The sequence below is a fragment of the Nostoc sp. C057 genome (genome assembly GCF_013393925.1).
Taxonomy (GTDB): Bacteria; Cyanobacteriota; Cyanobacteriia; order Cyanobacteriales; family Nostocaceae; genus Nostoc; species Nostoc muscorum_A.
This window is the reverse complement of sequence record NZ_CP040281.1, coordinates 4,824,972-4,848,570: the sequence shown is the minus strand read 5'-3', so window position 1 is coordinate 4,848,570 and position 23,599 is coordinate 4,824,972. Positions and strand designations below refer to the sequence as shown.

At 40.6% G+C, this 23,599-nt stretch carries 14 protein-coding genes; 7 read left to right on the top strand and 7 right to left on the bottom strand.

The window, feature by feature from the left end:
- Window positions 1-883: 883 nt before the first annotated feature.
- The 3 genes from FD724_RS20755 to FD724_RS20745 are packed head-to-tail and all read left to right on the top strand — an operon-like array spanning window position 884 to window position 3,357.
- The gene (locus FD724_RS20755) at window positions 884-2,302 is read left to right on the top strand and encodes a DUF4157 domain-containing protein (protein ID WP_179073944.1); all 1,419 of its coding nucleotides are present in this window, start codon (window positions 884-886) and stop codon (window positions 2,300-2,302) included.
- Between the two features lie 24 nt (window positions 2,303-2,326).
- Window positions 2,327-2,659: a hypothetical protein gene (locus FD724_RS20750; RefSeq protein ID WP_179073943.1), complete on the top strand. Its 333-nt coding sequence runs from the start codon at window positions 2,327-2,329 to the stop codon at window positions 2,657-2,659.
- Window positions 2,659-3,357 carry a DUF6745 domain-containing protein gene (locus FD724_RS20745; RefSeq protein ID WP_179073942.1) on the top strand — a complete coding sequence of 233 codons (699 nt, stop codon included), beginning with the start codon at window positions 2,659-2,661 and terminating at the stop codon, window positions 3,355-3,357. The genes FD724_RS20750 and FD724_RS20745 overlap by 1 nt, the downstream gene beginning before the upstream one ends.
- A 100-nt stretch (window positions 3,358-3,457) precedes the next feature.
- On the opposite strand, the gene FD724_RS20740 is transcribed toward FD724_RS20745, so the two are convergent.
- A complete protein-coding gene (locus FD724_RS20740; protein WP_179073941.1) occupies window positions 3,458-5,305 on the bottom strand; it encodes a VWA domain-containing protein in 1,848 nt (615 codons plus the stop codon).
- A gap of 288 nt (window positions 5,306-5,593) precedes the next feature.
- Here FD724_RS20740 and FD724_RS20735 point away from each other — a divergent pair, with 288 nt between their 5' ends.
- The 3 genes from FD724_RS20735 (at window position 5,594) to FD724_RS20725 (ending at window position 14,073) form a co-directional block, all read left to right on the top strand.
- Window positions 5,594-5,950 (top strand): Rieske (2Fe-2S) protein, encoded by a 357-nt coding sequence (locus FD724_RS20735; protein ID WP_163928064.1) that lies wholly within the window; start codon window positions 5,594-5,596, stop codon window positions 5,948-5,950.
- A 416-nt stretch (window positions 5,951-6,366) separates the two neighbouring features.
- Window positions 6,367-7,239, top strand: coding sequence for a glycosyltransferase family 2 protein (locus FD724_RS20730; RefSeq protein WP_179073940.1), 873 nt, complete (start codon window positions 6,367-6,369; stop codon window positions 7,237-7,239).
- Between the two features lie 1,170 nt (window positions 7,240-8,409).
- Entirely contained in the window at window positions 8,410-14,073 is a 5,664-nt protein-coding gene (locus FD724_RS20725; protein ID WP_179073939.1) for a PAS domain S-box protein, read from the top strand.
- A 285-nt stretch (window positions 14,074-14,358) separates the two neighbouring features.
- Here FD724_RS20725 and FD724_RS20720 read toward each other — a convergent pair whose 3' ends face one another.
- The 6 genes from FD724_RS20720 to FD724_RS20695 form a co-directional block, all read right to left on the bottom strand.
- Window positions 14,359-15,666: a CO2 hydration protein gene (locus FD724_RS20720; RefSeq protein ID WP_114081753.1), complete on the bottom strand. Its 1,308-nt coding sequence runs from the start codon at window positions 15,664-15,666 to the stop codon at window positions 14,359-14,361.
- A 1-nt stretch (window position 15,667) separates the two neighbouring features.
- Window positions 15,668-16,258, bottom strand: a complete 591-nt coding sequence (locus tag FD724_RS20715) for a CDP-alcohol phosphatidyltransferase family protein (RefSeq protein ID WP_179073938.1) — start codon at window positions 16,256-16,258, stop codon at window positions 15,668-15,670.
- 36 nt (window positions 16,259-16,294) lie between these two features.
- On the bottom strand, window positions 16,295-17,791 hold the full coding sequence (locus FD724_RS20710; RefSeq protein ID WP_179073937.1) for an NADH-quinone oxidoreductase subunit M: 1,497 nt from the start codon (window positions 17,789-17,791) through the stop codon (window positions 16,295-16,297).
- 108 nt (window positions 17,792-17,899) lie between these two features.
- Window positions 17,900-18,625 carry a carbonic anhydrase gene (locus tag FD724_RS20705; RefSeq protein WP_179073936.1) on the bottom strand — a complete coding sequence of 242 codons (726 nt, stop codon included), beginning with the start codon at window positions 18,623-18,625 and terminating at the stop codon, window positions 17,900-17,902.
- A 61-nt stretch (window positions 18,626-18,686) separates the two neighbouring features.
- The gene (locus tag FD724_RS20700) at window positions 18,687-20,564 is read right to left on the bottom strand and encodes an NAD(P)H-quinone oxidoreductase subunit F (protein ID WP_179073935.1); all 1,878 of its coding nucleotides are present in this window, start codon (window positions 20,562-20,564) and stop codon (window positions 18,687-18,689) included.
- A gap of 378 nt (window positions 20,565-20,942) precedes the next feature.
- On the bottom strand, window positions 20,943-21,128 hold the full coding sequence (locus FD724_RS20695) for a hypothetical protein (protein ID WP_114081749.1): 186 nt from the start codon (window positions 21,126-21,128) through the stop codon (window positions 20,943-20,945).
- 730 nt (window positions 21,129-21,858) lie between these two features.
- Between FD724_RS20695 and FD724_RS20690 the strand changes: the two genes are divergently transcribed.
- Window positions 21,859-23,391 (top strand): hypothetical protein, encoded by a 1,533-nt coding sequence (locus FD724_RS20690; protein ID WP_179073934.1) that lies wholly within the window; start codon window positions 21,859-21,861, stop codon window positions 23,389-23,391.
- The last annotated feature ends 208 nt before the right edge of the window (window positions 23,392-23,599 follow it).

Genomic DNA, 23,599 nt, shown 5'->3' with positions numbered 1-23,599 from the left:
AACTATGCATATTCTAAAGGATCTAAATTTTTGAGGATAAATCATCCTCCTGAGGGCGTAACTCCTAAATATCTCCGTTTCGATTTCCCTGCGATATTAAAGTTGATAAAACCTGCTGTTTTTGTATATTTAAGGTCTGACAAAAAGAAGGAGACTCCTGGAGCTAAACCTGAATCTCGTAATTGGAGCCAAATTTCGGCTTCGATTTCTATAAATGCATCCTTTTTTATACGTAATTTTATACGTAAACAAAAGCTTAAATGAAACTGATTGGGTAAATCTAGTGAGTATGTTATGAGGGGCAAAATAAGCTGGAAGTCTTGCTGTATATGCTTTTAAGTTATCAGTGTCTATTGAATTTTCTAGACATAGTTCGCGCTCATCTGCCCAAAGTTACCACAAGGGGGGGGAAACGAAAGGATAAGAAGGTTTTTAGCCATATCCTTTCATATTACAAACTCAGATTTTGTACTACTTGCCCCTCATGACACGCTTGCTAGATTTACCCCATCTAAGTACTGTTTGTAATACTCAAGCTTCATAATATTTAGATATTTAATCACATTTCGCCTCGCGTGATGTCGGTTAATGTGGGTTCTCCGACAAAGCTAAAAGAAGAACAGCAACAAATGAACAACTTATTTATCAATGGCTATAAGTGCCATAACTTTACTTTCATATATATTCAATTCTGTATCAACCGAAGTTAAAGAAGTTAGCTTAACTTCTTTAACTTCGGTAGATGCTCCACAATGACCACTGCCCATTGCTCACAAAGCCAGTTGTCAAGGTGATTTTAGAAGGTGCTTGAAAGAAAAATTCCTTAATGCCACGCTGCTTCTCAGGGAATTGGTTTTAGCTAAATTAATGTAGGAAGTGAGAAATGAGCGATCGCACTTTTCGGCAACACAACGCAGGTACGTCAAATTTTACAAATCCATCGCTTGTCTCATCAACTATTCCCACATTGGCAAATGCGACACGCGGTTTTGGTTTACCAACAAATAATACTCCACTCGAAACAGTCACTGAGGTAGCGGGCGACCTTCAAGAAGCCCAGTCTGCTGATGAGCAATCATTAGAACCAGAAGCTATCAAAGAAAAGCCTCTTGTTCACGACATTAGTCGCATCTCTTTGCGTCGTCCACAGCCACAACTTACAGTTAGCCAGCCAGGAGATCAGTACGAGCAGGAAGCCGACTCGGTTGCTAACAAAATCATGTGGATGACTAAGCCTGAGCCAAAGATAAATTTGGGTGAGATGGGTTCACAAGATATCATGCAACGAAAATGTGCAGCTTGTGAGCAACAAGAGGAAGTACAAACTAAGCTATCACTACAACGGGCGACTGATGGCAGCGTCCAGAGTGAGAATAACATTGAGAGTCAGTTAAATAGTAGTAAGGGTGGGGGAAGCCCGTTATCTGCCGAAGTGCAAGAGTTTATGGAACCACGCTTTGGTAGTAACTTTAACAATGTGCGAGTACATACTGACTCTAATGCTATGCAGATGAGTCAGTCGTTGGGAGCGCAGGCATTTACTCATGGTAGTGATGTTTACTTTGGTGCAGGGAAATCGCCTGGTAATAACGAGTTGACAGCCCATGAATTAACCCATGTAGTACAGCAAACAGGCAAGGTGCAAAAACAAAGCGATACATCCACAGCACCAGTCCCTCTTGACCAGGCATCTAATGGTATGCCGCCCAAAACAGGTACAACCAAAATTGACCACAAGAATACTACAATTACCGCTTCTGGGAAAAACATCACCGAAGCAATTACAAACTTAACATCACAAGGAAAGGGCGAAGCGGGCAGTATTACTTGTGCCCCAGAGAAAAGTGTCAAAACTTACCAAGCTGACGATCGCTCTGCTGAAATTATCTATGAAGCAGACGTTCTAGTCACAGAAACTAAAGCAATGCCCGTCTGGACTGAACTTGACAAACAATGCGAACCCGTTAAAACAGAATGGGCAAGGTTTTATAGCGCTCTGGATCAGCACGAAAATGGGCACATTAGTATTGACGAGAAGGCTTTTAAAGATTTACACAAAAAGCTGCTTGGCAAAATAACCTCAGCAGCTGACACAATTTTTAACGATACTTATACTAAAGCTAATACTGATAACAATACCTACGACACCACAACTAAGCACGGGCTGACTCAAGGTACAGGAGTAACCCCGGTACAATGCGGCACAGAAAAAGTTTCTCAAAATGGAGATGAATCAAATGCACAGATAGAAGTTCAAACTAAACAAATAGAGCCGAAAACGCTACAACAGGATCTAATCTGACTATAGGATTTAGTTATAAAAAAGATGTTTAACAACAGCAATAACTCCCAAGCTAGTATTCTCTACAGACATGGCGACGTTTTAATTAGACACATTGCTAGCTTACCTGTCGGCGCTCAGAAGCGTGTAGGTGCTACTTTGGCTCATGGTGAAATTACAGGACATAGCCATCGCATTCAGCAATCTTATGCTGTTCAGTTGTGGGTACATGGTAATGAACTTTTTCTAGAGGTTAAAGAACCAAGTGCCACTTTAGTTCATGAAGAACATCGAGCGATTGAATTACCACAAGGGCTTTACCGCGTTTGGAGACAACGCGAATATCGCCCTGATGCCTACGTGGAGGTAGTAGACTAATGCTCAAGATCATGTCTAATGGACGCGTGCCGAATAAACCAATTAAGCAGCGCCCAAACCAAAGCCATGAGCCTGTATCGGCTGAATATGCTCGAAAACTCATCCTTGAGCATCGCGCCTGGGATGGGATGCGCGTTTTAGGCCATCTGGATTTAAGGGGTGCGTTGGATCTTTATAATCTACCTGAAAATCTCACCTGTGAAAGTCTTGATATCAGCGACTGTGTAAACCTCACAACTCTTCCCACAGGACTCCACGTTACTTATTGGATCGAGTTAGCCGGAAGTGGGATTACTAGTGTATCTGCGGGACATGGTTTTGTCTGGCGCTGGCGAGGCGTGGAAGTGACAGATAAAATTGCCTTTGAATCCCAGTCTTTAACAGGGCAAGATATTCTCAATATAGAGAATGTTGAGTTGCGCCGTGTGCTGATTGAGCGTCTGGGATACGAGACATTTTTGCAGCAAGTGGGAGGATTGATCCGCGATCGCGATCGTGATGCTGGTGGAGAACGTCAACTAGTCTACATCCCTTTTGAGGATGACGAGCCGCTTATGGTATTGAAAGTCACCTGTCCATCCACAGGACATATTCATATCTTGCGGGTTCCCCCTTATATGCGGAGTTGCCATCAAGCAGCCGCTTGGATTGCGGGCTTTAATAACCCAGATGATTATCACCCTGCGATCGAGGCATAGTTAGCTTTAATTCCTCTTTTCTCTGTGTACTCTGCGCCTCTGCGGTTTAAAAGCAATTTATTGAACCGCAGAGGCACAGAGATCGCAGAGATTTTATGAATTAATTGGTAGTAGTGGGTTGGACAAATCGCTTAATTTCACCACACGCAATATAAGACTTTCCATCAGGTGCTGTTTTGACTTCATCAACAACATAAAGCATTCCTTCCTCACGAACCGATCGCGGAAAACGCATATTCCAATCTGCTTCATAGCCGTCGGAAACCACTCTAGCGCGTAGCTTGCTGCCATCTTTGACACACTGAACAAGAATGCCGTCTTTTACAACATCAGTTGTGGGAAGATCGGCAGCACTGGCAGGGCCTTTAGAGGCTTTGCCTGTATAAGCTATATTCGATTGTCTAGGGGCAACGAAGATATCTGCTTCACCAGGTTGAGCAAAACGAGTGATATTGCCACGTACACGGTAGAAAGTGCGATCGCTTGAGAGTTCCAGCCCTTCAACAACGTACCTTGCTCCCTCAGCCCGAATACTCCGGGGAAACTGGACATTTTTGGCTGAATCGTAGCCTTCAGATATGACTTTGACCCGTAGTTTACCCCCTTCACGAACGCAATAAAGTTCAACACCTGAGCCAACTTCATTGACAACCGGCATTGCGTACACTTCATCACCAGCAGTAACACCGCGCCCCACCAGATCATTGCGATTACGGTTCATTGTCTGGTAAGACTGATCTCGCAATTCTTTACGTCCAGCATTACCTAGAGCTTTTTGGGCGATTCGACTTGCGAAATACTCAAGCTGATCGATCTCTTCAGCAATTTCAAAATTCTCGTTTAACCCTTTATCCCGCAAATCTTTCACCAGGGTACGCAGGGTTTCTTCCGCTTCCTGGTGTCTGCCATGTTCAGCTAAATCAAGTGCAGTCTCTTTAGCCTTAGCGATGGTGAGGCGGCTCAGTTCAAGAGTGATATGGCTTGTAGAGGCAAAAGCGGCTTCCTCAACAGTGCCAACTTTGGCGATGATATCTGCTGTGCCTGAAACGTTTTGAATGAGGTCATTTTGGATAACGTCAGCGCTGTAATGCAGTTTCATCACAGGTAACTCACCAACTTGAGCGCTTGATATCACCAAACTTAAACCGAGAAGTTTGTCTTCGCCCTCATAAAGCTCTCCTAAGCTGATAACAGCCTGACCAGCGTCATTCTGGCTAACTTTTGCAAGACTTAAAGTATCAACAAGACTAACACCTTCAGCCAACTCAAGTTTCACTGTGAGGTTTTGTCCTACTACTGCTCTGAGACTGTCTAGCTCAATACTAAACACTTCAGTTGCTTCATCGATGCTTTGAATGAAATAGAAGTTTCCCCTGGCGGCCCTTGCCATACCAATCAGCAGGTCTTCATTAAAACCCTGAGCAAAACCTAATGTAGTTGTGGTGATACCTTCCTCAGCTTTTTGCCCTGATGTTGCCGTTAGTACCTTGGGGTCTTGAATGCCCATATTGGCGTGACCATCGGTAAGTAAGAGAACACGGTTGATTTTTTGCGGATCGAGTCGCGTTTTGACGTGTTCACAGCCTTTGAGCCATCCCCCCGATAAGTTGGTAATACCGCCTGCTCTAACTTTGCGGATAGAATCTTTCAGTGTGGCTTTGTTAGTTACAGCTTGTGGTGGTACAACGCTGTCTACTTCATCGTCGTAAACAACTACTGAGAGAATGTCATCTGGCTCAAGTTGATCTACCACAGACTCAGCAGCTTTGAGTGCATGATGTAAGGCAGCACCTGCCATAGAGCCGGAACGGTCAATTACAAGAGAAAGGTTAAGGTTTCGTCGAGGAGATTCAGCTATATCAGGACGAAAACGTAGCAGAATATTAGTCTTTAATGAAAATCCGGCGGGAAGAATAGACTGGTCAAATTCGTAACTTGTCTTAATCATTTTTTATATCCCTCAATATTGTCTGTTATGAGCTACAAGCTTGATGACGCAAGGATAGAAAGTGCTTTTTTTAGTTTACCCAGAAACCAGTTTATTCAGTGTGTAAATGAATTTTACTGTAAGATTTTATAGCGGTTCTATGTCGCCAAGGTTAGCAAAGCTCATCGTAGATATCGCTTTTTCGGGAGAAGTTTGCAATCTACTGACTTTTCCTTGGTACTGAAAGGCGATCGCACTGGTCACAATTGCGAGAAACTGAAAGCAGATATATTAGGAGAGGAGAACCTAATGAGCTGGACTAAAGTTCTTGCAGTCGAAGCACTTTCCCCAGGTACGCGAGAAGTGGTGAAAGTTGGCAACCGTAAAATTCTGCTTTTGAATCACGAAAATCAGCTTTATGCTGTAGATAACACCTGCCCTCACTTAAAATTACCTCTGAAAAGTGGCAAAATAAAAGATGGAGCAATTGTTTGTTCTTTTCATCACAGTGCTTTTGACCTGCGGACTGGTGAAGTACAAGACTGGTGTTCTTGGCCACCTGGTGTAGGCAAGGTACTCTCGTTGGTTTCACAACCAAAGGCGTTGCCAGTGTTTCCTCTTCGTGTGGAAGAAGGTAGTATCTGGGTTGATGTACAAGAGGAATAGCACCCTCTCTCGATTTAATACCATTGGACAAACATCAGAAGTTGCCAGTAGGCTACAAAATGTTACCTAAACTTTTTGCAGCACTTTGCCTATTCATTTTTGAGTGACAATAGAAATATCAGAAACGGAGGATTGGCAAAAAACAACCTCCGTTTCTATGACCTTCTCAATGCCTCAATTAAATCTCAAGAATTCTATTGATCGCTACACTTCATCAAATAGTTGTATCTTGTCATTGATCAGAAATACCCTTAGACAAATTTCCATTTATCACTTACATACGCGAACACAATTTACGTATTTACACTGATGCTAGTCACGTTATAGACTTGTGCCAATTGGGAACTATATGATCGGAGATCAATTCAAGTATTTGAATTATTTTTGTTTGCAATACGCATAAAAGACCCTTGCTAATGATTAGTATAATTACACCAGTTTATAACGGTGAGAAATTTATAGAATCTTGCCTTCAAGTTGTCATTGACCAAAATTGTTTAGAAGTAGAGCATATCATTGTTGATGGAGGTTCAGGTGACAAGACAGTAGACATTATTAAAGATAAAGCCAATCAATATCCCCATATACGTTGGATTAGTGAAAAGGACAAAGGACAATCTGACGCTATGAACAAAGGAATTGCTATGGCACGAGGAGAGATTATTGGTGTTTTAAATGTTGATGATTTTTATGAGATAAATCTTCTTAACCGCATCTGTGAGATTTTCCAAACTTTACCAAAACATAGCTTGATTGTTGGTAACTGTAATATCATTAATCAGAAAGAGCAGCTAATGTTTATTAATAAACCTAGCCAATTACGAACAATAGATTTACTATTAGGAAGACGACTTAATGATGATGGAATTATCGATGCTTCTTTTCCAGTAAATCCATCTGCTTACTTCTATCATAAATCATTACATCAAAAAATTGGACTCTATAAAGTAGAAGATCATTATTCAATGGATATAGATTTCCTTTTAAAAGCTGTTTGTTCATCTAATGTTAAATATTTCAATGAAGCTTGGGGTAACTTTAGATATTATCCAGGAACTAAAACATTTGATGATTCTGCAACAGGAAGCAATTCAGCGCGAATTGAAAAAATATTTAATGATTATATTAAAACGCTATCTTTGATGGAACAATGGAAAATTTGGTTAGCTAGGAATATAAATTTTACCTTCTTAAAAATCTTTTATTTTTCCAATCATCCAGAACGATTGCTTGAATCTATTAAGCAGCGATTAGCTCAACAGGACTTACCCTGGATTTCTCACAAGTGAGAAATCCAGGAGTGTGGGAAGTGTGGGAGGTGTGGGAGGATGGGGAAGAAATCTGACCCCGCACACTCCCCACACTCCCCTGCCTACAGTATCGTGAGAAATCCGGATTACGCAAAAAATAGCCCAAAGCTTGATTTTCTTCTTAGAGGTTGTTTGAACACTGTTTTGCTGTGACTTTAGGCATTTTGAGATCCCCCTTAAGCTCGACTTTATCCAAAATTAAAAACTTGGCTTTCTTTATTCGGCAAAAACCCTGGCTTTTTGGCAAATACTTTTTCCACGTCACAGATTATGGATGAAGTTAAAAAAGTAAAACTACGATTCCACAAAGGTTTCAGCTATAGCGTTCACGTTGCAAAAAAAATGGATAAAGTCGAGTTAAGAGGATGTTTGAAAAGTTTCAAGTTGAGTAAAAAAGCTCTCAGGGCATACATAAGCTGTAAATACGTATAGACAGCACCATTGAGAACGATGAGTAAAGCATACTCCAGTAACCTGACCGAGACCAATAGGAATTGCTAGCAAAAAATTGTAGGTTTGGTGGAGGCTTTGTGTAACCCAACATTCTGATATATGTTGGGTTGCGCTCCGCTTCACCCAACCTTGTATCTTAGAAATAGTATTAGACCGTCCCAACCTTGGTCATAATAGATAGGTTCAAGCATCACCCATAGGGTATTTGTCCCTATCGTATGTATTTTTACGTAAGCCTTACAAGTATAGTAGAACCTGATAAAATTACTTTTTACTTACAGCAGATTTCAAATTTGTGAGTAAAAAAATACTCTAGCCACGTTGTAGCGTACTCTCGCCTTAAAAAGAGGGGAGTTGAGTCGTGCAGTTTTGTTTGGTATCACCTACAATGCGCTCATTCATGTATTTTAGAATCCTGATGCAGAATTGAGGTTAAGCCATAGTATAATCACTTCCAAATAGTTTTTGTATAAAAGTTACTTTCTGTATTACAGTGTAATTGTTGTTCTTACAGAGTTTGATCCACAGTTACAGAGAGTATTGCCTTAACTTGACACACCTAGATTCTAAGGTGAAGTATGGTGGTAAGCAAAGATCATTATATTTACAATCTTTTAATAAGGTTTTGCTTTCTGATTTCATGTTCAGTTTGATTCAACAATTTATTCCTGATTCAAAATTAGCTTAGTGACTGATATGGATGCTCAAAAAATCAGAATTTTATTAGTTGATGATAAGCTAGAAAATTTGCATTTTTTATCAGACATCCTTCACAATCAAGCTTATCAGGTACAAAGTGCCCTTTCTGGAGAATTGGCAATCAATAGGGCGCTGGCTTTTCCTCCTGATTTGATTTTACTAAACTTTCTCATTTCAAAAATGAATGGTTATGAGGTTTATCAAAATTTAAAATCTCATCAGAAAACTCAAGAGATTCCGATAATTTTTTTTGGTGTTTTAGATGAATTATCGGAAGAAGTAAATATTTGTGATTTAGGCGATGTTGACTATATTACTCAACCATTCCAAGCTAAAGAAGTTTTATTACGCATACAAAATCAACTAACTCTCCAAAGGCTGAAAAAACAGTTAAAAGAACAAAATGCCCAACTGCAAGAGGAGATTAAAGAACGTCAACGGGTTGCTGTTGAGTTAAATCTTCGGAACCAACAGATAGAAGAAATTTTCACAGAAATTCCTGTTAGCCTTAGCAAAGCCTTTTGTAGAGAAGTTTACCAAAACGAACGCCTTTTAGTCGAAGCTGCTCTCAAGAAAAGTGAAAGTCAATATCGCCACCTGGTGGAGACATCCCAGGATATGATCTGGTCGGTAGATATTGATGGACTAATTACTTTTGTTAATCCGGCAGTCAAGCAGATTTATGGCTATGAACCCCAGGAGATGATCGGGCGTACCTTGACTGATTTTATCTCACCTCAGCAAGTTGCTAAAGATAAAGTAGCCTTTGAGCGTGTTTTCCGGGGAAAGCCGATATTTCAACATGAAACTACCTGTGTAGCTAAAGATGGTACTTTACTTTATTTAATGTTTAATGCGATCGCATTACGCAACGAAGAGGGTTTAGTCATAGGTATGACAGGCACTGCTAGTAATATTACACAGCGCCGAGGTATAGAAAAACTACTACAAGAAAGCGCGATTAAGCTCCGCAATCATAACCTAGTGCTAACCCAACTGGCACAAAATCAAATCCTTTATCAGGGTGACTTGAAAGCAGCTTTGGGCAAAATTACAGAAACAGCTGTCAAAAATATGGGGATGGAACGAGCCAGTGTTTGGTTGTATGACGAAACAGGCTTGAAAATCGAGTGTTTTGACCTATTTGAGGGCAGTCGCAATCAACATAGCGAAGGATTTGTTTTATCAGAGGCCGACTATCCAGCTTATTTCGCAGCTTTGCAACAAGATCAACCAATCGCCGCAGATGATGCCCATACCGATCCCAGAATTAGAGAATTTTCTCCATCTTACTCAAGATTAAATATTACCTCTATACTCGATACACCCATTAGACAGGAGGGAAAAACCGTAGGGGTTTTATGTTTGGAGGCTGTGGGAGTTGCTCATCATTGGACGCTAGAAGACCAAAATTTCGCTCGCTCTCTGGGCAATTTAGTATCCTTAGTGCTGGAAGCAAAAGAACGCCAACGCGCTGAAGCCGCGCGGAGGGCTTCTGAAGAAAAGTTAGCATCAGCTTTTCGATCATCTCCCGATCCCATTGCCTTAATTACTGTTCCTAACAAACGCTTCGTCGAAGTTAACGACAGTTTTTGTCGGTTTTTTGGTTATTCTCGTTCTCAAGTTATCGATCGCACCGATCAAGAATTGAATATTTGGGCGAATCCAGAAGAATATAACTTTCTCACCCGGATGCTGCAAAAAACGAAAGCTATTCGTAACTATGAGGTAGATGTCTGCACGTCCACAGGGGAAATCAGGACAACCTTGTTGAGTGCGGAAATGATCGAGATTGATGGGAAATGGTACGTACTGGGCACAGCGAAAGATATTACTGAACGCAAGCAGGCAGAAAATGAAAGCCGTTTGTTACTGTTGACAACCCAAGCCATCACTCGCGCCAATGATGTCAATAGCTCTTTAGCACTGGTCTTGCGCTTAATTTGTCATACTATTGGCTGGGATTTTGGTGAAGCATGGATACCTAATGAAGATAGTGCTGCTTTAGAACACAGCCTGGGCTGGTATGGTGAACAAAGCAATTTAGAAGAATTTTGCCGCCACAGTCAAATTGTGAAATTTCCTCTGGGAGTGGGACTACCAGGAAGAGTTTGGCAGAATCAGGAACCAGAATGGATAGAAGATGTTTCAGAAGTTACAGAGCCGATTTTTTTGCGATCGCAACAAGCAGCAAAGGTAGGATTAAAAGCTGGTTTTGGTGTTCCCATACTGGCTGGAAACGAAGTATTAGCTGTTTTAGTGTTTTTTAAACGTAGTTCAGTATTGGTAGATAAACGTTTGCTTTTGCTAGTAAATGCCGTTGCTGCTCAGTTAGGTGGGTTGATTGAGCGCAAAACCCTAGAACAAGAATTAGCACTCAGAGAAGCTCGTCTCAATGCCTTTTTTACGGGGGCTCCCGTTGGTATGAATATTGTAGATAACCAACTGCGGTTTGTGCAAATCAACCAAGTACTAGCGGAAATTAATGGAATATCCCAGGAAGCTCATATTGGTAAGACCATCCATGAAGCCTTACCCAAAATGGCCAGTGTCGTAGAACCATTTTATCAACAGGTTCTGTTGACAGGTGAACCCATCCTCAATCAAGAATTAAGCGCCGCATCAATTAAACAACCAGATATTATCCGCCACTTCTTAGTTTCTTATTTTCCGATTCCTGGTGAGGACGATCGCCTCTCTGGTGTGGGCGCGGTTTTAGTAGAAATTAGCGAACTGCAAGCAGCACTACGCGAACGGCAAGCCGCGCTACGCGAACGCAAACATGTCGAACAAGAACTACGTTTAGCTAACGAGCGCCTTCAATATCTGCTTACTTCTAGCCCTGTGGTGATTTATAGCAGCAAAAAAACATTAGGCAATTTTAGCACTACCTTTATTAGTAAGAACGTTAAGGCAATGGTTGGTTACGAAGCCCAGGAATTTGTCGAAAATCCTAATTTCTGGCTGCATCATGTCCACCCAGAAGATATTGAACTGATTTCAGAAAAATTTTCCCAGTTGGTTGAGCAAGAATACACTTCCTATGAATATCGGTGGTTACACGCTGACGGAACTTATCACTGGTTTTACGAAAAGATGAGGTTAATTCGTGACGAAGCTGGAAACTCTATAGAATGTGTCGGTTATTGGGCAGACATCAACGATGCTAAACTCGCAGAATTAGCTTTACAAGCAGGTCGGCAGCGATATCAACTGCTAGCAGAAACCTCACCAGCTTGTATATTTCACACTGATGTGGATGGTAATGTCTTATATTTTAATCAACGCTGGAGTGAAATTAGTGGATGCAGTTTAGAAGAATCTCTAGGAACAGGTTGGACAAAAGCCGTACATCCAGACGATCGCGAGCAGCTATTGTTGACATGGAATCAAGCAAGAGTTGCTAAAACAGCGTATAAGTACGAACATCGATTTTTGCGTGATGATAGTACAGTTGTCTGGGTAATTTGTCAGGCTTTGCCAGAATTTCGAGATGATGGAGAAATAAAAGGTTATATCGGTACGATTACAGATATTACCGAGAGAAAATTGGCAGAAGAAGCCCTGCGTGAGAGTGCAGAACGGGAAAGAGCGATCGCTCAAGTGATTCAAAGGATGCGCCAAACATTGGATTTAGAGACTATATTTGCGGCTACAACCCAAGAATTACGGCAAGTACTCAATTGCGATCGGGTTGTTGTCTATCGTTTCAATCCCCAATGGAGTGGCGAATTTGTCTCTGAGTCTGTAGGTAATGGTTGGATTTCTCTGATAGAAGAACATAACAACGATCCTAATCTTACAGAAGGTGTCTTACAAGAGGGACGTTGCCTAACAAAAATTTTGGATAGCGAGGATAATCAAGCGGAAGATGCTGATATGCAAGCAATTCAAGATGGCATTTACGCACAAGGCGCAACTTTTCGCTGCGTCCCAGACATTTACAATGCTGAGTTTCATTCCTCTTACATCAGCCTTTTAGAACGCTTTCAGGCAAAAGCTTACATCATTGTCCCCATTTTATATGGTAGTCAGATTTGGGGATTACTAGCGAGTTATCAAAATTCCGATTCCCGTCAATGGAAACCAGGAGAAATCAACATCGTAGTTCAAATTGGCAATCAGTTGGGTGTGGCTTTACAGCAGGCACAATTACTGGCGCAAACTCAAAGGCAGTCACAAGCATTGCAAGAGGCCGTGATCACAGCTGATGCTGCCAACCGCGCCAAAAGCGAATTTCTCGCCAACATGAGCCACGAACTGCGTACCCCACTCAACGCCATCCTCGGTTTTACCCAAATCATGAGTCACGATCATGCTTTATCTACTGAACATCAGCAAAATCTAGCAATCATCAATCGTGCTGGCGAACATCTTCTCAACTTAATCAACGACATTCTGGAAATGTCTAAAATTGAAGCCGGTAGAATAACATTAAATCTCAACAGTTTTGACTTAATTCGCCTCTTAGAAAACCTGGAAGAGATGTTGCGTTTCCGCGCCACTTCCAAAGGCTTAGAATTAAATTTTGAATATACATCTTACCTTCCGCAGTATATCCAAGCTGATGAAAGTAAACTGCGTCAAGTATTGCTTAACCTCTTGGGAAATGCAATCAAATTTACCGATACTGGAAGAGTAATGTTACGCGTAGCGATGGAGGATATGGGGGATAAAATTTTACCTCATCCTCCTCATCTCTTCTTCGAGGTTACAGATACTGGTCGCGGTATTGCGCCACAGGAAATTAACTTGCTGTTTGAAGCATTTGGGCAAACTGAAACTGGAAGGAAATCGCAACAGGGAACTGGACTAGGTTTAGCAATTAGCCGCAAATATGTGGAACTAATGGGAGGAAACATTAGCGTTACCAGCATTATTGGTGAGGGAAGTACATTTGCCTTTGATATTCAAATTGATCTAGCCGCAGCCAGCGAAATCCAGATCCAACAAATTAGACGACAAGTTCTGAGTTTAGCGCCTGCTCAAAACGAATACCGCATTTTGGTGGTTGATGACTCCACAGACAGCCGTTTAGTACTAGTAAAAATCCTGACATCTATCGGTTTTGCAGTCCAGGAAGCGGCAAATGGCACGGAAGCGATCGCACTTTGGCAACAATGGCAACCACACTTAATTTTTATGGATATGCGGATGCCAATTATGGACGGCTACGAAGCCACCAAAATTATTAAAGCTAGAGAAGAAACTTCAATTCCAAATCGCAAAACCATTATTATCGCCTTAACTGCTAACGCCTTTGAAGAACAGCGAGAGGCAACAATCAAAGCTGGTTGTGATGATTATATTAACAAGCCTTTCCGTGAAGAAGAATTATTAGAAAAATTGAGTGAATATTTAGAAGTTCAATATATTTATCAAGAAGATAACTATCAGATAAAGAATGCAAAACAACAATTAACAGAATCAATCTTGAAGCTTACAGATTTAGTTCCTCTATTGTCTGAAATGTCGCCTGAATGGGTGAAACAGGTGTATACTGCCGCAGCCCAATGTAGTGATGACTTAATTTTAGAATTGATTGAACAAATTCCTTCAGAAAATGCTATATTGAGCAATTTTATTCAGAATTTAGCTCATAATTTCCAGTTTGAGAAAATTATGGAATTGACGAGTATTGCAGGAGTATTATCTAGTTAATAACAATTATTAACTGAGTAGTAATAAGATACCCTTTAAAAAGCTAAGGTTACACACATCTCTCTACAAAACCAAAATGTTGTAGATCCTCCTAAATCCTCCTTAAAAATGAGGACTTTGAGGGTTTTTGTACCCAAATATATCGAGGGGGTGGCAAGCTCTTTCTTCCGGGGCAAAATATCATTGATATTAGTCCACAGTGTTGTAACCTGAAACAGTAAATACACTAATAGCAAAAAAATGATAGAAAAAGCCCCCCTTTTTAAGGGGGGTTGGGGGGATCTCTTATCGATAATCTTGCTTTTGAATACTCCCTAAACGAGCGGCATCACGAATATTATAGTCGGATCGAGTAAAGCGATTTAGCTGCATTTCAAAAAAATCTCGATTGGCTTGTAAATGTTTGGGATTTTGGTCATCTAAAGGATATAAAAGTGCAGTTCTCAAAGCTTGAATTACCGCAGAAGTAACACAGTACATTGAGCGTTGAAAACTAACTCCCAACTGAATCAACATATCTTCTTCACCCCGGCAATGTTGGCTGTAATAATCAACAAGATACGGGGGCAAAAAATGCAACATATCTTGCATTAATAATGTCGGTGGAATGCCAGCAGTACCCACTGGAAATACATCAGCGTAAAGAATACCAAAGTGAAAGTCTTTCTGGTCTTCTGGCACTTGACGCGCTTGAGCATTATAAGATTTTGTCCCTCGGAAGGGTGCGGTGCGGTAGAAAACAGCTTCTACGTAAGGTAATGCGGCTTCGTATAGCCACATGAAACCCTTGGATTTGGGGATAATTTCGTAGCATTCACCACGAATATAAACGTGATGGTAAATGGGACGACCTGCGATCGCAAATATACCATTAACTAAGAAGCTCATTGCCTCTGGGACGGTGCTAATTGTACCTTCATCGTAGCGATCGGACATTTCAAAGAATACCGGGGCCATGACTTCCCAGAATAAGCCCAGATTAGCGTAGTATGACATCTGGCGGCACTGTTCCAAAAACATATCGGGGAACAGCTTGTAAAGCCCCAGCATTACTGGGTTTCCTTGGAAATAAGCTTTTATTGCTCGGTCAGCGTTAGCTTTGTATTCGTCTGAATCTAGGTAAGGGTCAAATTGTCCACCCATCCCTCTATGCCATAACATCGCCCGCATACAAGCTTCAGCAAACTCCATGTTAATGCGATCGTGGAACAAGTGATGCAATAACTTCGGCATTTTGAAGGTTTCACCCTTCTCCATAAATGCCAAAAGTTCTGGATGTGCAGTAGCTTCGCCGCGCCAAATTCGTAAATCAGCATCATCACCAGCATAATGATTATGCAGTTCTAAATACTCTTTGGGTAAGAAGTATTTAAAGAAGGGAACCGGGTTTAAAAACTCGTTTTCAGCAATATAAAGTAGGTCGCGCCAGTAAAAATCCATCGGCACAGCATAAGCTTTATATAAACCGATGATTTGCATCAAATTTTCTGGAGTATCGGGTAACATTGCACCGCCTGCTTCTAAGCGATGAATTACATCGGCAAATTCGTGCGTTGAAGGAGGTAATTTAATTGCTGTTTTAATTGCTGTCATATTATTTAGTAATTGGTGTTAGTGATTCTTGACGAATATTCAGGGCATGAAAAATGCTTAAAACATCATGTGTCCAAACTGGCAATATTAGCGTCATAGCAATTTCTTCAAGGCTGTGAATTGTGCCAGCAATACAAGTCAGCCATAAGGTAACTCCAGCGTAATCAAAGCCAAACAGGGCAATAATCGCAATAAAAAGAGTGATTCCCCAAAATTTTGCAGAGTAGGTGTGATAGCTAGCGGGTTTACCATATTTCACTAAATTCACCGCCCACCACAGCAATTGAGCAAAAACAATCATTAGCAAAGGTACGCTATAAGTAACGAGAATATCTTGATGAACTATCCACGCACTCACAAAGATACAGCTAAAAAGGCAGACATCAGCCCAACTATCAGCTTGGCGCAATTGGGCAGTACTGACACCTAGTTTTCGCGCAATAATGCCATCAAAAATATCTGAGAGAAAGGCTGCAACAAAACCGACTATGAACCAAATACTGGTTTTGCCATCCCAGGCATCTAACAGGAGGAATGGAGATATCAAAAAGCGAAATAGAACAAGACCACCGGGAATTAATGTGAGATTCATCCTTCCTCCTTTATCGATGCGTAACTCTCTTATTGATTACTTCAGCGCTACTTCAGAGATTACGGTTTTTTCCAAAGAGGGAATTGCAGCCACCATTGTTGTAGTTGTAGATTCACTCCAACGCACTAACCAAGTGGGTTGTACTCCCAAAAAGATGATAAAAGCTGCCAAAATTAAAGCTGGGATTTTCTCAGACCAAAGGACTTTGGGATAGTAGGCGAAGTTATCGAGTCTGCCAAAACAGGTGCGGTTGAGAAGGATGACAAAATAAACTGCGGTTAATCCACTAGCCACTACACACAAAATTGTCGGGATGGGAAAGGCAGAGAAACTACCTTGAAAGACGATAAATTCGGCAATAAATCCTGTTAAACCGGGAATACCTGCACTAGCCATCCCGCCTAAAACTAGTAAGGCACTAATTAGAGGTAAGCCGCGTATGGGACTCATCAAACCATTGAGTTTATCTAACTCGCGCGTTCCGACTTTGGCTTCTACAACTCCCACCAAGTGGAAGAGAATCGCCAGGATGATACCGTGACTAAACATTTGGGCGACTGCACCAACGAGTGCTAAGGGAGTACTAGCAGCAGCAGCTAACAAAATATAGCCCATGTGGCCGACGGAACTGTATGCTACCATGCGCTTGATATCTTTTTGAGCGATCGCAATTACTGCCCCATAGATAGCGCTGATTGCTCCCCAAATTGCCAGAGTCGGTGCAATAATGCTCCAAGCATGGGGAAACATCCCCAACCCAAATCGCAGCAATCCATAAGTTCCCAGCTTTGCCAACACGCCACCGAGAAGAATGGCAATTGGTGCTGAAGCCTCAACGTAAGCATCGGGTAGCCAAGTATGGAAGGGAACTAAGGGAATTTTAATCCCAAAACCTAAGACTATTCCTGCTAGTAAAAGGATTTGTTTTGCTGTTGACAGATTTTCTGTAGAGACTGAATCAAAAGCAAAATTGGTAGAACCACTCAGCCATACCATACCCAAGAATGTCGCCAGAATTAATGCTCCTGAAACCGCAGTATAAATCAGGAATTTCATCCCAGCATAACCCCGTTTTGCTCCTCCCCAAATAGAAATTAGTAAGTAGAAAGGGATTAATTCTAATTCGTAGAATAGGAAGAATAGCAGCAAATTCTCCGCGAGAAAAGCACCTGCAACCCCTCCACTCACTAATAAAATCATGGAGTAGAACAGCCGGGGACGTTCAGTTTCTTTACTACTGGTGTAAATAGAAATCCAGGTGAGTAGACTATTTAACACTAACATTAATATAGAAAGCCCATCCACACCTATTTGATAACTCAAACCCAGGGTTTCATTCCAGGGCAAATACTCTTTAAATTGCATTCCTGGGTTGACAATATCAAACTTTAGCAGGATAAATATGTTCCAAGAAAGAACTACACCTGATAAAATTAATGCTGTTAAACGAATACGATGCTTAGGGAAACTTGCAGGTAATATTGCTATCAGAGCGGCGGCTAAAATAGGGAGCCAAATCAAAACACTTAACATGGTATTTTTGTCCTTTGTCCTTTTTCCTTTGCCCTTCGTCGTTTGTCCTTTGTCATTTATGATTTACTCTTAGCCAATGATCAATCACTAATGACAAAGGATAAAAAACTAATCTACTACACTGATTCTCCCAGTATCTAAATCGTAATATCCACCGACTATTTTCAGCTTTTCTGCCTTGATTAGTTCAGATAAAACTGTGGATGATTTCAATTTTTCAACTTGTGCCAAAATATTTGCTTTACAAGCGTTTTCTAACTTATCTCCTGATGCTCCTTTGGAGCTTTCTACACTTGGTTTAATTGCTTCAAGTAAACTTCCAATTTGTCCTGGTACTTGAGCGCCTTTGATTGCTGCATCTACTGCACCACATCTTTCATGTCCCACTACCATGATGACTTTGGAGCCTAATACTAAGCTGCCAAATTCTAAGCTACCAATTTGTTGTGTTGTGGCAATATTACCAGCTATTCGGCAGACAAATAAATCTCCAAGTCCTTGGTCAAAGACAATCTCTGAAGGTACTCGTGAATCTGCACAGCCTAGAATAGAAGCAAAGGGCTTTTGACCTTTGGCAACTTCGACTAAACGCGAATGTGTTTGGTGAGGATTGCGACGTTTTGCTTTAACAAATCTGTCATTCCCGTCTAATAATTCTTGTAGTGCCTTATCGGGGGTAATATCATCTTCTGCTGGCGCTACTGGGGCTTTTTTTTCGGCTGCAAGTAAGTTTGAACCAAGTCCGGCTGTCAGTACACCTGTACCGATCGCACCTGCACCAAACTTCAATAAACCCCTTCTAGAAAGATTGATTTGGGGATGTCGTATGCTCATGAAATTCTCCTGTAAATATTAAACTAAACTGTCTGTTTGCTTGTAATCAAAGGGTGTTTAGCTACCCAACTGTCGAAATTTGAGAAATCACATTTAAAAACTGCACTCCCCAAAATGGCCAAGCTACCCATATTCCTAAAATGCTCACTCCTAGTAAGACAGTTAAGGCGTAAAATTGGGTTTGTCCAGAGGTGCTGTATTTTAAACTTTCGCCACCTAATAGCGAAAATAAACCAACCAAATTAACGATGCCATCGACAACAAAGCGGTCAATCATATCGGCAAGTTGAGAAATTTTGGCAACGCCAAAAATAATGGTTATTCGATAGAGTTTGGGGGTATAAAAGTCGTATGCGAACAAGTCTTGTAGACCTTTCCAAGGGAGGCGAATTGGTTTAGGAATATTGCCTAAATAAACCACACCAGTGATGCTACAACCGGAAATACTCGACCAAATTAAAAGTAGTACGACATCTTTGTTTAAAGTTGCCCAATCAGGTAAAAGTGATAAGCTTTGCAACACTAAAGGAAGATGTAGACTAAAGGCAAGTAAAATTACCATTGGTAAAATCATTGGCCAGTGTGCTTCAGGCGATCGCTGACTCATTTGTGTAGCTTTACCACCAAAAATTAAACCAAATTCTCTGGTTAAACTCACGGCTGTCAAAGCGTTCACCGTTATCACTACTCCCACTAACCAAGGTTGCGTTTCCCACAACCCATCTGCTAGTTTCACTAACGCCCAAAAACTACCCAATGGTGGAAAACCAATTAATCCCAAAGTCCCGACGATAAAGGCTATTGCTGAAATCGGGCGACGTGTCCACAATCCGCCTAATTGGGTGACATCTTGGGTGATGCTATTCCAAATAATTCCGCCGGTACTCATCACCAATAGGGCTGCGGATATAGCATGAGTAAGTACTAACAACAGTGCTGCTTCATCTTGTTGCGTTCCCACGGCAATGAATACTAAACCCATGTATGCACTGACAGAATAGGATTGGCAGCGTTTAAGATCAACTTGAGCGATCGCAATTAAAGAAGCACCAATCGCTGTCACTACCCCAATGGCCACCATAGCGGAGGAAACTATGGCCGACAGGCTTAACACTGGTTGCAGTTTAATCAGCACCCATGCCCCACTAGCAACCACTACCGAATTCCGCAAAATTGTACTGGGAACTGGGCCTTCCATCGCTTCATCCAACCACAAATGCAGTGGGAACTGGGCACATTTACCCATTGGCCCGGCAATTAAGGCTAAACCTACCAGTGCCATTGTTGTCGGGTTGACGTTAGCAGTCGCCGCCCACTTAGCTAGTTCTGGATAACTCCAAGTTCCAGCTAGGGGCCATAATGCCAACACGCCCATCAGCAAGAATAAGTCTCCTACCCGCTTGGTTAAGAAAGCATCTCTGGCACCTGAGACTACCAACGGCTGGCTAAACCATAAGCCAACTAGTAGATAGGTTCCCAGTGTGAGGACTTCCAAAATTACATAGCTGAAGAACAAGTTATTACACAGAACCAGGGCACATAGTCCTGCTTCAAATAATCCTAATAAGGAATAGAAGCGTCCCCAACCCCAATCCATCTCCATGTAACCGATGGCATAAATCTGCGCCAGCAAATTCAAACCAGTAATCACAACTAAAGCGCCGACACTCACTGAGGATATTTCTAAAGCAATAGTGAGGTCTAAACCAGCTGTAGATAACCAAGGAATAAATACTTCTTGGGCTGGTTGATTCCAAGTTGCTTGTAAGGCGATCGCACTATGTACAAACGCCAAAAATGTCATCACCAAGTTTATATAACCCGCCGGTCTTGGCCCCGTTTTCCGAATGATTCCCGGCGACCAAGGCACTGCTAACAAGCCACCTATTAAGGCGTAGCAAGGAACTAGCCAAACAGTCTCAAGTAGAAACTGAGCCATCAACTCACCTCTATAGTTTTCATCAAAAATTTGGGGTTTTAGTTCAACTTGCGTTGATCCCTGTTAACCCAGAGATATCTACGACAGGCTACGCCTATGCAGATAAGACAAATTTATCTTTATTTAATCTTGTTAGAAACAGCTTACCGTTATATCTGTCAAAAAGGAATTACTTTATCTAAACAAATCTGAGATAAATGCTCTAAAAAAATCTTATATAATAATCAACCATTTGAGTAATGAATAATAGCTATTGTTTTTTATCTATGAATCAATCGTTGGTTTGATCAATAATCATCATGAGTTTTTACTTATTGACATAAATGACAAGAGACGCAATCAATTGCGTCTCTACAAGTCAGCAAAACAAAATATGAATTACACTTCGGTAATTTTGTCAATCTGCCAAAAAACAGAAATAATCGCAGGCGCTTGGTCAAATTGGCTGATAGGGGCGGGTTTCATGTCTCGGTAGTCCAGCAGTTGGACTAAGATCAAGTAAGCGATCGCTAAAATAACCGAAATCGCACCTGTAAGAATAGCAATTAATTTTGAACGTTCCATCAGTATTTCCTATATTTAAAGTTATTGTGCTGGTCTATATCCCAATAAGTTCTAGTTAAGGCTTGATCTTCCTAATCCTCCTTAAAAAGAGAAGACGTTAAAAGCGTTAGTGAGTCTGCGAAGTCAGAGGTTCCTCCAATTCAAGTAAATGAGTGGTCTGGGTTGGACAAAATATTACGAAACCAAACGTATTAGCCTATATCTACATTAATACTTCACATACACACCACATAGTTACCGATATACTCATAGTTGTTCAAAGCAATAATTTAGTACGTTGCACCTACCTATTTACAGCAGTTTTCTTTTAGAGCTACAGGTTTTGAGGCAGGATAGTGCAGCGTTACGGCAGCAGACAGATCGCTTTTAGCGTCTCCCCTTGGGAGAAGGCAAGAGATAGAAAATTTATCTGATGCGTGAGTTCTGCATTTGTACCTAAATTATTTGCAAAATACTGTATCTTTACATAGTTCAATTGTTTCATACCCACCTACTTATTGCAATCATATATGAAGATAGAGTTTTGCTTGCAATGCAAACATTTGCAAACTCTAAAAGGTATGAAAAAACATAGTAAACTTAAGCATAAAATTAAGTGCTAATAGACTCATAATCTTTCTTAATTACAGTTTTTAGTCATTATGAGTAATAAAAAAAGACAGAATTTCTGTTATCTTATTAGGATATTAACTACTGCGAAATAGTCACTTAAATATAAATTTAAATTTCCATGATTAGTATTGCTAAATTAAATAAAATTGACTTTATAGTTTTGATTGCTATTGTCATTATTGGTCTGATACATTTACCTTTTCCATTTGACGGAGATCAAGCATTTTTTAGGCTAGGTGCTTTGGAGATGCAACAAGGAAAAGTACTTTATCGGGATTTTTGGGATATTAAACAACCGGGGATTTTTTCATTTTATTTTTTAGCAGGAAGTTTGTTTGGTTTTAATGAGATTGGTATCCATGTATTTGAACTTATTTACATGGTATTTTTTTCGATAATATTGCTGCTGACTCTAAAAAGCTATTTTCGACATCAGATAATTGCAAGTCTAGTACCTTTGTTAACAGTTGGCGTTTACTATATTGTTTCCGGTGCTTGGCATCTGACTCAAGTAGAAGCACTGGTCGGTTTTCCTTTATTCCTTTGTCTTTGGGTTACTTTTAAATCTTTTACAAAAGAAGGAAAGCAAAGATTTTACCTGCTTTTAATGTCAGGCTTTTTAGGCGGAATTGTTCTTTTATTTAAATTCTTATTTCTGCTGATCTTGGTTTCATTCTGGCTAACTATATTGATGTATTCTATACTAATAAAACGCCACAGTATTCAAAAAAACTTCATTGAGATTTTTATCCCAATTTTTATAGGAGTTACATTTCCTCTTTTGGTTGTTGCCAGCTACTTTATCTCGGTTAATAGTTTTGCGATAGTGTTGAAGACATTTTTTATATATCCACCGATGATTGTTGCTAATGCTGCATTTAATCAGACTAATTTTGTTTTGGGAATAAAATGGTTATTACAGAATTTTTATTCTTTAATTTTAATGACTGCTGTTGCAGTATATGTATCATTGTATAAGTCTAAGAATATATTGACTTTGCTACTTGTTGTTTGGTGTATTTTTGCTTTGTCTGTTATTCTTTTACAGGGAACAGCATTGTGGGAATACCATTATTTACTATTGTTTGTACCTATAGGTATTTTAGCAACTAAGGGATTAGATATATTGTGGGATTCCTTAAAAGGATTAAAGTCTCGAATCCCAACTATTTTGCTGGTATTTTTATTGTTCTTACCTTTCTCTTTCACTCTCGCAAAAAAGAGTATTACTTTGGTTAATAATAATTTTGCTTTAACTGAAGATACACGATTGCAATATCAGGCTGTCTTTAGACCAAAATATCCATCTCTTCGTTCAGAAGCTAATTTTATATCTCAACCAGGAAATATTGTTGGTGATATTTATGTAGCTGGCGATCCATCTATCTACTATTTTTCTGGTCGGAATCAAGCTACAATACTACGTGGTTGGGCTCTTGAATATTTTTTATCTGAGCAATGGTCAGCACTGATAAAGCAGTTGGATTCATCAAAGCCTCCTTATATTTTTATTGATTACGAACCGCAGGCTATAATCAAAGAAAAATTTCCAAATCTACTGGAATTTGTTGAGCAAAAATATCAGATTTTACTTCAAGATAATAATGGTATTTGGTATATCTTGAAGGAAGACTCCGCAGTGAGAATTTAGCCTGGATTTCTCACAAGTGAGAAATCCAAGGGGTGTGGGAGGTGTGGGAGGATGGGGAAGAAGTCTTACCCCCCACACTCCCCACACTCCCCACACTCCCCACACTCCCCTTCCCCTGAAGCCTACACTATGCGTGAGAAATCCGGGTTAGAGGATATTTTAAAAGTCCTCTTGTCTGATGTTTGATAAACCACTTTTAGGCGATAGT

What these genes read in the sequence shown, in the direction of transcription:
- FD724_RS20690 (WP_179073934.1), top strand. Translation starts at nt 21,859, where the DNA reads ATGATTAGTATTGCTAAATTAAATAAAATTGACTTTATAGTTTTGATT.
- FD724_RS20740 (WP_179073941.1), bottom strand. Translation starts at nt 5,305, where the DNA reads ATGATTAAGACAAGTTACGAATTTGACCAGTCTATTCTTCCCGCCGGA.
- FD724_RS20755 (WP_179073944.1), top strand. Translation starts at nt 884, where the DNA reads ATGAGCGATCGCACTTTTCGGCAACACAACGCAGGTACGTCAAATTTT.
- FD724_RS20730 (WP_179073940.1), top strand. Translation starts at nt 6,367, where the DNA reads ATGATTAGTATAATTACACCAGTTTATAACGGTGAGAAATTTATAGAA.
- FD724_RS20720 (WP_114081753.1), bottom strand. Translation starts at nt 15,666, where the DNA reads ATGACAGCAATTAAAACAGCAATTAAATTACCTCCTTCAACGCACGAA.
- FD724_RS20745 (WP_179073942.1), top strand. Translation starts at nt 2,659, where the DNA reads ATGCTCAAGATCATGTCTAATGGACGCGTGCCGAATAAACCAATTAAG.
- FD724_RS20725 (WP_179073939.1), top strand. Translation starts at nt 8,410, where the DNA reads ATGGATGCTCAAAAAATCAGAATTTTATTAGTTGATGATAAGCTAGAA.
- FD724_RS20700 (WP_179073935.1), bottom strand. Translation starts at nt 20,564, where the DNA reads ATGGCTCAGTTTCTACTTGAGACTGTTTGGCTAGTTCCTTGCTACGCC.
- FD724_RS20750 (WP_179073943.1), top strand. Translation starts at nt 2,327, where the DNA reads ATGTTTAACAACAGCAATAACTCCCAAGCTAGTATTCTCTACAGACAT.
- FD724_RS20705 (WP_179073936.1), bottom strand. Translation starts at nt 18,625, where the DNA reads ATGAGCATACGACATCCCCAAATCAATCTTTCTAGAAGGGGTTTATTG.
- FD724_RS20710 (WP_179073937.1), bottom strand. Translation starts at nt 17,791, where the DNA reads ATGTTAAGTGTTTTGATTTGGCTCCCTATTTTAGCCGCCGCTCTGATA.
- FD724_RS20715 (WP_179073938.1), bottom strand. Translation starts at nt 16,258, where the DNA reads ATGAATCTCACATTAATTCCCGGTGGTCTTGTTCTATTTCGCTTTTTG.
- FD724_RS20735 (WP_163928064.1), top strand. Translation starts at nt 5,594, where the DNA reads ATGAGCTGGACTAAAGTTCTTGCAGTCGAAGCACTTTCCCCAGGTACG.
- FD724_RS20695 (WP_114081749.1), bottom strand. Translation starts at nt 21,128, where the DNA reads ATGGAACGTTCAAAATTAATTGCTATTCTTACAGGTGCGATTTCGGTT.